The sequence below is a fragment of the Undibacterium sp. RuRC25W genome (assembly GCF_049339825.1).
GTDB lineage: Bacteria > Pseudomonadota > Gammaproteobacteria > Burkholderiales > Burkholderiaceae_D > Undibacterium.
On the sequence record NZ_JBMPPD010000020.1, the window covers coordinates 13,283 to 25,755 of the forward strand.

Annotated in this window: 8 protein-coding genes; 5 read left to right on the forward strand and 3 right to left on the reverse strand. The window is 45.8% G+C overall.

Features of this window, described 5'->3' with window-relative positions; translation table 11 throughout:
• Positions 1-6: 6 nt before the first annotated feature.
• Positions 7-1,758, forward strand: a complete 1,752-nt coding sequence (gene msbA, locus ACO0KV_RS10635; protein ID WP_423042505.1) for a lipid A export permease/ATP-binding protein MsbA — start codon at positions 7-9, stop codon at positions 1,756-1,758.
• A 75-nt stretch (positions 1,759-1,833) separates the two neighbouring features.
• Here msbA and ACO0KV_RS10640 read toward each other — a convergent pair whose 3' ends face one another.
• Both ACO0KV_RS10640 and ACO0KV_RS10645 read right to left on the reverse strand, forming a co-directional pair.
• Entirely contained in the window at positions 1,834-2,952 is a 1,119-nt protein-coding gene (locus tag ACO0KV_RS10640; RefSeq protein WP_423042506.1) for a glycosyltransferase family 9 protein, read from the reverse strand.
• A 36-nt stretch (positions 2,953-2,988) separates the two neighbouring features.
• Positions 2,989-4,098: a glycosyltransferase family 9 protein gene (locus ACO0KV_RS10645; protein WP_423042507.1), complete on the reverse strand. Its 1,110-nt coding sequence runs from the start codon at positions 4,096-4,098 to the stop codon at positions 2,989-2,991.
• 781 nt (positions 4,099-4,879) lie between these two features.
• Between ACO0KV_RS10645 and ACO0KV_RS10650 the strand changes: the two genes are divergently transcribed.
• Positions 4,880-5,455, forward strand: a complete 576-nt coding sequence (locus ACO0KV_RS10650; protein WP_423042508.1) for a Crp/Fnr family transcriptional regulator — start codon at positions 4,880-4,882, stop codon at positions 5,453-5,455.
• Between the two features lie 199 nt (positions 5,456-5,654).
• Complete coding sequence (locus tag ACO0KV_RS10655; protein ID WP_423042509.1) at positions 5,655-7,655, forward strand: diguanylate cyclase domain-containing protein; 2,001 nt, start codon at positions 5,655-5,657, stop codon at positions 7,653-7,655.
• Positions 7,656-7,757: 102 nt separating this feature from the next.
• Here the strand turns inward: ACO0KV_RS10655 and ACO0KV_RS10660 are convergent, their stop codons facing one another.
• Positions 7,758-9,620 carry a PHA/PHB synthase family protein gene (locus ACO0KV_RS10660; RefSeq protein WP_423042510.1) on the reverse strand — a complete coding sequence of 621 codons (1,863 nt, stop codon included), beginning with the start codon at positions 9,618-9,620 and terminating at the stop codon, positions 7,758-7,760.
• Between the two features lie 364 nt (positions 9,621-9,984).
• Between ACO0KV_RS10660 and ACO0KV_RS10665 the strand changes: the two genes are divergently transcribed.
• Positions 9,985-11,268, forward strand: coding sequence for a TolC family protein (locus ACO0KV_RS10665; RefSeq protein ID WP_423042511.1), 1,284 nt, complete (start codon positions 9,985-9,987; stop codon positions 11,266-11,268).
• A 42-nt stretch (positions 11,269-11,310) separates the two neighbouring features.
• Positions 11,311-12,423 (forward strand): HlyD family secretion protein, encoded by a 1,113-nt coding sequence (locus ACO0KV_RS10670; protein WP_423042512.1) that lies wholly within the window; start codon positions 11,311-11,313, stop codon positions 12,421-12,423.
• Positions 12,424-12,473: the final 50 nt, after the last annotated feature.

The following is a 12,473-nucleotide window of genomic DNA, read 5'->3' on the forward strand; positions in this document are numbered from 1 at the left end:
TTTTTTATGACTATTAATCCTTATTTCGTCCGCTTGTGGCGCGCTGTTAAACCCTACAAAAACCGCATTGGTTTAGCCTTGTTGGGAATGATCGGTGCGGCAATGACGGAACCTATTTTTCCGGCGTTAATGAAAAAATTAACGGACAACGGATTTTCAGAAGATAAAACAATGCCAGTCTGGATGGTGCCACTGGGTATTGTCGGCATTTTCTTTGCGCGTGGTATTTGTACCTTTTGTACTCAATACTATATGTCGTGGATTGGCAATAAGTTACTCAGCGATATGCGCGGGGATATGTTTAAACGCACACTGGATGTGCCGATCAGTTACTACCAATATGAATCCAGTGGCCGTCTGATCAACACCATTATTTCTGAAGTGCAGCAGGTCGTGGAGATGGTGAAGGTGTCGATCAATACGCTGATCCGCGACACAATCACCGTGTTTGCCTTGATCATTTTTCTGGTTTATCAAAATTGGCAACTGACCATCGTTGCATTATTGATCGTGCCTTCGATGGCGTATGTGGTTCGCCTGACAGGTAAAAGACTGCGTTTGCTGAATCAGAATCAGTTGAAGCTCAACAGCGAATTAACACAGGTCGTTGAAGAAGCGACACGCGCAAGCCAGGTGATTCGGATTTTCGGTGCGCAAGCCTACGAATACAACCGTTTTCATAAAAAAAGCGAGCAATTGCGCGGGTATGCACAGCGTGTGACGGTTGCCTCCGGCTCAACTACACCAATTACACAAATGGTGGCGGCGTTAGCGGTGTCGTTGGTGGTGATCGTTGCGATGCGGCCCAACATATTGCCATTTCATAGCGATCATTTCACCCCTGGTGACTTTATTGCGTACCTGACAGCGATGTTACTGTTGCTGGCGCCGCTCAAACGACTATCCGATCTGAATGGTCCTTTGCAACGTGGCTTGATCGCTTCAGAATCTGTCTTTAATCTGATTGATACGCCGGCAGAACCGGTCGGAGGCTTTGAATTTGCCGAGCGTGCTAAAGGGGATCTGGAGTTCGTTAATACGGAATTTACTTATGAGCGCCAAGAACTCAAAGCGTTGAAAGGTATTAATTTGTGTATCAAGGCCGGTGAAACCGTTGCGTTAGTTGGTATGTCAGGCGGCGGTAAAACTTCTCTGGTCAATCTCGTCCCACGCTTCTACGCACCGACAGCTGGCGCGATTAAGTTAGATGGGCGTGATCTGGCAGATATCTCGATTTCCAGTCTGCGCGCTCAGATTGCGATGGTGGGGCAGAGTGTTGTGTTATTCGATGACACGATTGCCGCTAACATTGCTTACGGTGACAGCAACCCTGATCAGGCAAGAATTGACGCGGCTGTCTCGGCCGCCCATCTGTCAGACGTGATCGCAGATTTGCCTTTGGGATTGCAAACAGAAATTGGAGACAACGGTACACGTTTATCCGGTGGTCAACGTCAACGTTTAGCGATTGCACGTGCGATCTATAAAAATGCACCGATCCTGATTCTGGATGAGGCGACTTCTGCACTTGATTCTGAATCTGAGCGTGCGGTGCAGGCTGCCTTAGATACGCTGATCCAAGGTAGGACAACCTTGGTTATTGCACACCGTTTATCAACGATTGAACGTGCTGACCGGATTGTCGTGTTGACCGATGGTGAGATCAGCGAGATGGGCACACATGCTGAGCTGCTGCAGAAGAATGGCACCTATGCACATTTGCACCAGTTGCAATTCAGTGCTGAAGCGCAGAACTGATGCGGCTTTATTGTTCGTGGGCGTAAAACATTAAAAAAAGGGGAGCGATTTGCTCCCCTTTTTTGTCTCAGCATTCTATGGCAAGGCGGCCACGACCTGATCTACTGAAATATCATCAATCCACGCTTTGCGATTGGATACTTTCACCAGCGTTGTGATCTCCGCATTAATCGGTACCCATTCAGGGCTCGTCAGTCGCATTAAGGCGATGACGGGAACATTCACTGCGTTGGCCAGATGCATGACCGCAGTTTCAACTGAAATAATTAAGTGGCATCGGCTTAACAGTGCAGGAAGCTGGAAGAAATTCTCGACAGCACTAAACAGTTGTACGCCACCAAGCTGATATTGTGCATGCATTGCCTGTGCCTCTGGCAACTTTTCTGGTACGACGTTGACCACAAATTTGACGCCAGACCACTTTTCAAGTTTTTTCATTTTGATGATTAACTCAAAGATGCGCTCTAATGACCAGGTACGGTCACGTGATTTAGAAAAACTGTTCAGAAAAACGATTTTTTCATCCGCAGAAAATCCCCAGTTTGCAATTTGCTGACTGGCATCATCGTGCCATTGCTGAGGAATCGTCACAAACGGGAACAGATCCGCTGTTGGAATATCTAAATTGAATAACTGATGAAACCACCCAGCATAGATACGACTGATATGGGGAATATCGAGTTTGCCCGCTTGCTGCTCGCGGGTTACTTTGTAGGCCGGAATAAATGCGTTGAGTTTGCTGTAGATATAGTGTTTTCTGATATCCAAGAAGCGAACGCGTTTCTTTTGTCCTACAATAAAACCATCCTTGCTGATGTTGCGGATGAGGTTGACGTAACGATGTCGATTATGAACCGCAAGCGAAACAACGATCGGATACGCTTCTGCCTGCGCCTCTTTGATCGATTGTTCGAACAATGGGGGGTTATATGTTTCGGTATAGACCTTGGCAAACATATCGCAGGAATTGACCCAGTCATACAGCGAATACTTACGTAGATGTTCCCATTGACTCTGATCTGGGGTGCGACGCAACTCATCAATCCACAAATGAATTTTAATATGTGGATAGGCGCGCGAAAATGCGCGGAAGCTGTTCTGCATATACGTAAAGTCACCGAGTGCAAGATGGGCGACAAATAGAATTTTGTCTGCTTTCGCAAGTAAATCTGCTGGTACAAGTTGAATTGTCATAAATTGGGTTGTTTTTCTGGTACCGCGCTATTACTTCTATTTTTTTAATACGTCTACTATTCTTGCGACTGGAATAGCGTCGACCCATTCTCTACGTCGATCAGTCATGACGACGGTGCTGTTATCGTGATCAATTGGAACCCACTCGGGATTCTTTTGGCGCATCAGCGCAATGACGGGGACATGCACCGCATTGGCTAAGTGCATTACCGCCGTTTCTACGGAAATAATCAGATCGCAACGTTTTAAGATCGCTGGCAACTGAAAGAAATTCTCGTTTGCGCTAAATACGTAAGTATTGTTTAACTTGTACTCATTGAATACCATCTTTACGTTTTTTAACTCCTGCGGGACGGCATTGATGATGAAGTGTGTAGTAGCCCATTGCGGCAATGCGCGCATCGCAATCACTAATTCAGCGACATTTTTGAGGGGCCAGCAGCGCTTTTTTGTTTTAGCAAAGGCATTGATAAAGACGATCTTGTCGCCTTGTCTAACGCGCTCGGATGTGATTCCCCAGTCCTGTAACTGTTGCGCCGCATAATCAGTCCACTCGTCAGGAATATGGACAAAAGGGAGGCGGTCTTCAGTCGATACGTTTAGACCGCTTAATTGCAAAAACCAGTCTGCATACACATCAGTAATATGATATCCAGTCTTGGGTGTCTTAAACGGTACGAAAGTCGCATCTAGCCTCTTGTAGGCTGTGATATCCCACGGTGCATACCATCTGGATTTCCCACGGATGCCAACAGTAAAGGCATTTGGTCCGACTTCACGAGCTAGACGGGCATAGATATGTGGTCTCAGCGTTGCCAAAGAAACGATCAAAGGATACTGTTCATTTCGTGCTTCAACAATGGATTCCTGCAACAAGTCAGGGCTATAAGTACGGCGATACACTTTGCGAAAAAAAGGACAATATTCGGCCCAGTCGTAGAGTGAATATTTTTTAAGAAATTCCCATTTCGCAGGCTCTGATGTACGGCGTACTTCATCAATCCAGATATCAATTTGAATGTGTGGATACGCGCGCGCGAATGCGCTGAAAAAATTCTGTAAATAGGTAAAGTCGCCAATCGCTAGATGCGTAATAAACAAAATTTTCTTTGCTTTTTCTAGAGACTGTGCGTGGATGAGTTGCATATAGAGTGCTTATTTTTGAGTAGTGAAAATTGACAATAAAATGTTTTAAGCTGATATGCGGAGAATTCTACGAACCTGCTGAGGTTATGATAAAAACACGAGTACGATGAACTATATGCCAGTCTAGGCGATAAGAGGAAGGTCGTAGAACACGAACTTTGCACCATGAAAATAACAAAAATCTCTGAAAATCTGCGATAAGAATACTATCCTACATGTAAAGATAAGGCAATTTACTGGTCTGACATGACTCATGGCGTTTGCCATTTTTTTGTAAAAAAAATGTGTGTTCCGAAATAAATCGTATCAATGTTAAAGCTTTTGCAGGTGCTTTTTTTAAATTTTAGGTGGTAAAAGTTTATCAATATAAGAGGTTGCTAGCAGGGGCTACACATGATCTGCGCCAAGACACGATATCGTATCGCTTTTACCTTCATCCTTTGAGAATAGAAGTTGAACACTGGTATAATTTCATCGCGCTAATGGTAGGAAACAAAAGATTATATTTGGCTTATAGTTCGTTACTTTTCTCGTCATTTTTTTATGGTTTATTCGGGCACCACGCTACGCAGATTGACGGTTGACCGATGGATAACATGGATGCTGATCAGGTTTGTTACTTTTAAAAAGAGTGCGGGTAATGGCAAGGAATTTTTTGCGCGAGTTTTTTACGTTTTCCATTGCCAAAACTGCCGCTAAAGTCGCTGCAAAAGTCGCTGCAAAAGTCGCAACGTAAATACTTGTTAAAACAACCTGACTTATTAATTGAAGTTGAATAAAAATGATGCAGCAAACCCGAGTATTAATGGAGCGTGCAGCGGGTGAAGCCTTGCCTGAGTGGGAAGTTCTCAACGCCTCGTTTCAGCTTCTCTACATAGCTAAAGGTCAGGATATATTTGCTGCCGACGAGTGGCAACCACATATTTACGTCGTTCGTAGTGGAATCGTTAAGTTGACCTACCTCAGTGAGGACGGTCATGAGTGGATTAAGTCGTTTATTGGCGAAGGGGACTTTTTTGCTTGCCCAAATGTGCTTATTGCCGGGTTGAGGACAGACTATTTCGCCACGGCTGTCGAAGAGTGTGAAATCGAACAAATCGACTCAGTGTCGATGAAGAGATTAACTGATGCTTACCCAGTCTGGCAAAGAGCGATACGTCAATTATTGGAATGGCATATCGTTCGAAAAGATTTGCGCGAACGTGAGCTATTGACAATGTCACCTGAAGCACGATACCAGTCATTTTTAAAAACCTATCCTACGGTGGCAGCGAGAATTCAATTAAAAGATGTAGCGCAATATCTGGGTGTCACTGCCGAAGCACTGAGTCGTATCCGCAAACGACTACAAATGTAAAACTATGTTGTTTGTCGCTTTTTGGACTTTATTCATTAATATCATTGATATAGAATTAAATTGATACGCCCGTTATTTTGCTGTTTACTCATTGCAACTTTTAGTTGATCATCAAATTTCAATATAGCCAGCGCTGACGGCGCTTCGTCACTCAGCGTGAAAATCATTTTATGTGGTGCATTTGAATGGTGCGTGAACCATGAATCGCTTTAAAAGCCTACTGTGTTCCACATTAATCGTCTTATTCTTTCCATGTAGCGCTACATCTGTCTATGCGCTTGAAAAAGTCAGTTTGCAACTGAAGTGGACACATGCCTTTCAGTTTGCTGGCTACTACGCGGCAAAGCAACAAGGTTACTATGAACGCGCAGGGCTCGATGTCGATATCCGTGAAGCTGATCCTACCATTAATGTCAGCGATGAGGTGTCACGAGGGCGCGCGGATTTTGGTGTTGGCACTAGCAGTCTGATTCTCGAACGGGAAGCCGGCAAGCCAGTTGTTGTGATTGCTGTCGTATTTCAACATTCTCCACAGATATTCGTTGCCAAAAATAGTACAGCGTTCCAAAGCATTCATGATCTTAAGGATAAACGGATCATGCTGGAGCCACACTCAGAAGAATTGCTTGCGTATCTCAAGGCGGAGGGCGTTCCCCTCGATAGTATTCACTGGAAAAATCATAGTTTTGACGTGCAAGATCTCATGGCTGGCAAGGCAGATGTGATGTCGGCCTATTCAATTAGCGAACCTTATTTTCTTGATCAGGCACACTATTCATATCAAACTTTTACACCCCGTTCCGCTGGCATTGATTTCTACGGCGATAATTTATTTACCTCCGAAAAGGAAATGGCAGAACATCCTAAACGGGTTCAGGAATTTCGTGATGCAAGTATGCGCGGCTGGGAATATGCGCTCTCGCATAAAGAACAAATTGCCCACTTGATTTTAGAAAAGTACAGCCATAAAGATAGTCGTAATACCCTAGGCTTTTTACGCTTTGAGGCAGATAAGATAACAGATCTGATGCGTAACGATCTTGTCGCAGTGGGTTACATGAATCCAGGTCGTTGGCAACATATTGCGGATACCTATGCCGACCTCGGCATGCTTCCTCAAAACTATTCTCTCGATCATTTTCTGTATGATTACAATCCAGCAGTAAACTATACTCTCGTCAACAGTATCATTGCGATAGCACTGTCGCTGGTCTGTGTTGTAGGCATCGTTACGTTATATATTTTTCGAGTAAATCGACGTCTAGGAAAAACGGTCGCTGATTTAAAGGCGGGGGAGCTTAAACTAAAACTACTGTCGATGGCAATCGAACATAGTCCGACTTCAGTCATCATCACCGGCACTGATACCCGTATTCAGTATGTCAATCCTCAATTTACCAAAGAGACGGGTTATTCAGCCGAAGAAGCGTTTGGTCAACTTCCGAAAATTCTACAATCGGGACTTACTCCTGCTGATACGTATCACGATATGTGGACTCATTTATCAAGGGGTAAATCATGGAAAGGTGAACTGATTAACCGCCGAAAATCTGGTGATGTGTATTGGGAAGAGGCACATATTTCACCAGTAGTCGATGAGAACAATAAGTTGATGCACTATATTGCTGTCAAACTCGACATTACTGAACGTAAGCACGCCAATGAACGCTTGGCTCATTTGGCGCATCATGATGGTCTGACTAATTTACCCAACCGTATTTTGTTTTTTGAACGCGTAGAGCAAGGGCTGGCACTTGCACGAAGAAATCATACGCGGCTAGCATTGATGTTTATTGATCTCGATAAGTTCAAACCAGTCAATGATCAATACGGACATGCCGTTGGTGATGCGATTTTGCAAAAAGCCGCTAAACGTATGCTTGATTGCGTTCGTGAAGCTGATACCGTTGGACGGATCGGAGGTGATGAGTTCATCGCGCTCATGCTCGATATTGGCGATCATAAAAATGCAGAATTGCTAGCAAAGAAAATCTGTCACGCTTTAAGTTTACCTTTTGACGTTGCAGGGCAAAACCACCAATTGTCTGCGAGTATTGGCGTTGCTGTGTACCCAGAACATGGTGAAGATGAAGTCCAGTTGGCAAAAAGTGCTGATCTGGCGATGTATTATGCAAAAGCAAGTGGTCGCAATAACGTTAAAATTTATTACGACAGCATGACGAATCTTTACCATACCTAATTGCGCCAACTCCACGAAACCTGAGCAAAAATAGAGATTACTTATTGATGCTCAAGTTGACTCAGGTCGGAGAGATTATTTGAAAGGAACAGTCCATTGGCGTTATTTTTCAAAGACATACGTGCCTGGCGCAGCACCTAAATCGCTATCTGTGTGCGGTTGCAAGGCTTTAATCTGTTTTTCATCCGAATGTTTTTTCAGCCATTGTTGCCAGTATACCCACCATGATCCTTGTTCTGTTTTTGCTTCGGCTTGCCACGCATCAGGATCGTTATAGGTTTTGTTGCGTATGCTTTCTGGTAAATACTGATAGGTACGATGGGCGTGTCCCGGTTCGGAAACGACACCCGCGTTGTGACCGCCAGATGCGAGGATAAATTCGATTGGCGTATCCGTGAGGACATGAATTTTATACACAGAGCGCCATGGTGATACATGGTCTTTTGCGGTGCCAACGACGAACATTGGTACATGAATATCGTTGAGTGCAATCGCTTTTCCGTGGACTTCGTAATGCCCTTTCGCTAAATCATTATGCAAGAATAAATGCTTCAGGTATTCGCTATGCATCCGATATGGCAGTCGTGTGGTATCACTGTTCCATGACATCAGATCGTTCGGTTCGTTACGTAATCCTAATTGATAATCACGCATGATTTTTGACCAGATTAGATCACGCGAATTGAGGATCTGGAAAGAACCTGACATCTGCTTACCATCCAGATAGCCTTGTTTCCACATCAATGCGTCAAGCATTGCCAGCTGACTTTCGTCGATGAAGAGACCCAGTTCACCCGGTTCGCTAAAATCTGTTTGTGCAGCAAGTAAGGTCACGCTGGCGATCTCAGCAATGGGCTTATGGTCAACGGGAGAGTTCGCATTTTCCCTGGCTATTGCGGCTGCACCGATTGCTAACAAGGTACCGCCAAGGCAATAACCTACGGCGTGGATAGCACGTCCCTTTGTCACGTTGTTGACGACAGAAAGTGCTGCATATAAGCCCTGTTCGACATAATCATCCATACCGAGATTACGATCATCCTTGTCAGGATTTCGCCAAGAAATAATGAAAACCGTATGACCTTGTTCAACCAGAAAGCGCACCATAGAGTTGTGGTGCGATAAATCCAAAATATAATATTTCATGATCCATGAAGGCACGATCAGCAATGGTTCTGCGTAGACTTTGCTGGTTTGCGGTGCGTATTGAATCAGCTCGATCATGTGGTTCCTGAACACTACTTGACCAGGTGTTGTCGCGACGTCGTGCCCAGGCTGATAGCGTGGTTGTTCTATATCCTTGTCATGCTCGGTGTTGTAAGGAAATTCCATTCCCAGATCTTGCAAAAAATGAACAAAACCGGAAGCCAGATTTTTGCCGCCGCTGTTTTTGCTGGCTTCAATGACTTCGGGATTGAGGAAAGGACTGTTTGAAGGCGAAACGACGTCCAGTAACTGTCTGGACATGAAGTTGACGACGTCCTCATGATGTTCCGTCATCCCGCGCACGCCAGACGTTGCTTGTTGCCAGAAATCCTGCGATTGTAAAAACGCTTTACTCATGACGTTGTAGGGCCAATGAGCCCATGCTTGATCAGCAAAGCGGGTATCCGACGCTCTGGGCTGATCATCGACATTGCTAATGTGATCGCTATTAACCCCTGCCGCCTGCAGTATTCTCTCTTTTAAAAAAAGCGGCCAATCAGCAGCTTGTCGTTGTAACAGACCTACTAATTCCATTTGTTTGCCAGGAGAGGTTGCCAGATGCATTGCCCAATCCATCCATGCCAAGCTGATACTTGCCGGCGAGATACCTCCCGTTAACTTGGCGATATGGTTTTGCAAGGCCATATCGAGAGGGTGAATAGGTGATTTTCTCTCGTTTAGATAGGACATCTCTTGAATAGACTGTACCGATCCTGGTTTCACGGGTACGTGCGCTGGTTCAACTGGGTTGTCGCTCATCTGGATTCCTTTAAAGGTAGTCAGGACTTACACAAAAACATATGGGCTCGATGATGGGTTTCGTACTTCTTTCGTTACCATGCTTTGCCGACATAATTTTGCGTCAATCCAAGGTGTTCTTGATTGTTGCAAAATTAATCATGATAGGAATTGATTCTGATCAATTTGATTGTGCATACACAGCAATACACTGTGATGACTATCTTTAGGTACCAATATGAGAAACGTTGATTTCACTCTATCTTACCCTGGCAAAATGGTCTCACAACGAGATGATCGAAGCCATCATCGTAGCGACGAAAAATTGCATTCGCGAGGTAAAAAGTGCTCAAATTCCGTCAAAATAACATTACTTGCAAAAAGTTTGATCTATATTAAACTTTTCACTCTGAGTTTCGGCACCTGCTCGGCAGAGACCTTGCAACAAGCGTGGACGACCGCTTTATCTAGAAATCACACACTTGCTGCGTCGCAATACAAGGAACAATCTGCACAGCATCAGGTCGCTGCCGCAGAAGCGAATTACTTTCCTAAAGTCACGCTTGAGACGGGTTATTTACGCACCGAATATGAGCCCGCTGCAAAGTTGTCCATTCCTAGCTTGCCTTTCTTGCAGGGGGCTGCGTTGCCGTTTGCGCAGGATTCAGCATATTACGGTGGTGTCACTATTTCGGCGCCTGTTTTTACCAGCGGTAAAATTTCTTCAGGTGTCGCTGCTGCTAAAGCCATGGCTGATGCTAGCCTCGCGCACACAAATCTCACCCGTAGCGAGCTCAAACTAGCGATTGCCCAATCCTATATCGCTGTTTTGCGGGCGGAACATGCGGTCGTTGTGGCGACCAGTTACTCCAGCGCGGTCAGTCGACATGCATCTGATGTGCAGGCGTTGTTTGCCCATGGTTACGTTGCTAAACATGATTTGCTGGCGACCCAGGTTGCTCTCGCCAATGCGCAGCAGCTTGGATTGCAGGCAAATAATGCCTTAGAACTTACCCGTGCTGCATATAACCGCTGGATGGGCCGTCCTTATCAGCAACCAGTTGAATTGCAAGATGTGAGCGAAGCGTCTCTTCGAGATAGTGGTATGGATCTGCCTTCTTTGTTGCAGTCGGCCAATGCGCAGCGACCTGAGTTACAAGAATTATCGAAACAAAGTGAGGCGTATCAACAGCAGGCCTCCAGTGTTAGAGCTGGGCATCTGCCGCAAATTGGTGTCAGCGGAGGGTATAGCAAGTTAGAAAATAAATACCTCGCCGAAGATAAAGGCTGGTGGGTCGGTGTGGTCATGAAGTGGAATCTGTTTGATGCCGGATTAGTCCGCCATCAGGCATCCGAATTAGCCGCTAATGCACAGGCTGTTGCCGAAGTAGCACAGGATACACGTGAGCGCATCGCGCTTCAGGTTCGGCAATCTTGGCTTTCGCATCAGGAAGCAAATGCACGCATGCAACTGGTTGATAAAGCGGTTGAGCAGGCCGATGAGAGCCTCGCCCTTGCACGTGAACGGTATCGTTCTGGCCTAGGACCAAACAGCGAAGTGTTGGATGCAGAAGCAAGTCGCTTACAAGCCTGCTCCAACCGTGATAACGCAGTGTATGACCGCGAATTGTCGCGTCTGCAACTCCAGTACGCTGCTGGTTCTCTGTGAGTATTTTCATTTCAACTAAGCAGCAACACGTAGAAAGTCAACATGGAAAACAAAAATAAATTATTAGGTCCTGTGCTCATTGGTGTCGCCGCTGCAGTGATCGGGATTGGTCTGATCTATTATTTTGCCGAGAGCCGGAAACTGCCAGAAGGACTAATTGCCGCTAATGGCCGTATCGAAGGTGATCGTATCGTTGCCGCAGCAAAATATCCAGGCCGTGTTAGCAAAATGTTTGCCAAAGAAGGCGACACCGTGAAAGCTGGTGCGGTTGTGGCTCAATTGGAGGACGAGAGTTTTCAGGCTAAGGTTGAGCAGGCACGACAAGCTCTTGCAGGTGCTGATGCGCAACTGCGTGCCGCAAAAGCAAATCTTGATATTGCCCAAAGAGAGGTGCCGATGGGCGTCAGTGTGGCGGATGCTGGTCTGAGTAAGGCGCAGGCAATGGTGGCCAAGGCAAGTGCTGTTGAGATGCAAGCAAAACTGGATGCACAGCGTAACAAAGAGTTGTTTGAACGTGGCGTTATCGAGCGTCACCGCTATGAACAGGCTGATCTTGCCTGGCAGGTAGCACAGTCCGATGTCAATGCGGCCAAGGAAGCTGCGAATCGTGCTCGGCAGGGGTTGGCACAAGCGGGCCTCGGTAACGATAAGATTAAAGCGAAACAACAAGATGTGGATGCACTCCGGGCACAGCGTGATCGTGCTGCCGCAGCCGTCACTGAAGCCGAGTCCGTGTTGTCTGATCTAGTTATCAAATCGCCAGGTAATGGCGTGGTGTTGACGCGATTACGCGAACCAGGTGAAGTTGTTATGCCGGGCGGGGCTGTGTTAGAGATTGTCGATCTCGATCACTTGTATTTAAAGGTCTATGTACCTGAATCAAAAATAGGACAATTACGCCTGGGGCTGCCAGTCAGAATCTATACCGATGCTCAACCTGATCAATTTTACGATGCCACCGTCAGTACCATATCTTCACGTGCAGAGTTCACACCTAAAGAGGTACAGACAACAGATGAGCGAGTTAAATTAGTTTATGCAGTCAAGTTGGTAATCGCTAAAAATCCTGAACATAAACTGACACCTGGTATACCGGCTGATGCCGTCATTCGCTGGAAAGAAACGACGCTATGGCAAAAGCCACGTTGGAACTGATGCCGGCGCTGACGATGAAATCTGAAGGGACAAGCGGGTTATCTGAGATC

Bases quoted from the DNA above. Each gene is read 5' to 3' on its own strand.
- ACO0KV_RS10645 (WP_423042507.1), bottom strand. From the start codon at position 4,098: ATGCAACTCATCCACGCACAGTCTCTAGAAAAAGCAAAGAAAATTTTG.
- msbA (WP_423042505.1), top strand. From the start codon at position 7: ATGACTATTAATCCTTATTTCGTCCGCTTGTGGCGCGCTGTTAAACCC.
- ACO0KV_RS10655 (WP_423042509.1), top strand. From the start codon at position 5,655: ATGAATCGCTTTAAAAGCCTACTGTGTTCCACATTAATCGTCTTATTC.
- ACO0KV_RS10640 (WP_423042506.1), bottom strand. From the start codon at position 2,952: ATGACAATTCAACTTGTACCAGCAGATTTACTTGCGAAAGCAGACAAA.
- ACO0KV_RS10670 (WP_423042512.1), top strand. From the start codon at position 11,311: ATGGAAAACAAAAATAAATTATTAGGTCCTGTGCTCATTGGTGTCGCC.
- ACO0KV_RS10660 (WP_423042510.1), bottom strand. From the start codon at position 9,620: ATGAGCGACAACCCAGTTGAACCAGCGCACGTACCCGTGAAACCAGGA.
- ACO0KV_RS10650 (WP_423042508.1), top strand. From the start codon at position 4,880: ATGATGCAGCAAACCCGAGTATTAATGGAGCGTGCAGCGGGTGAAGCC.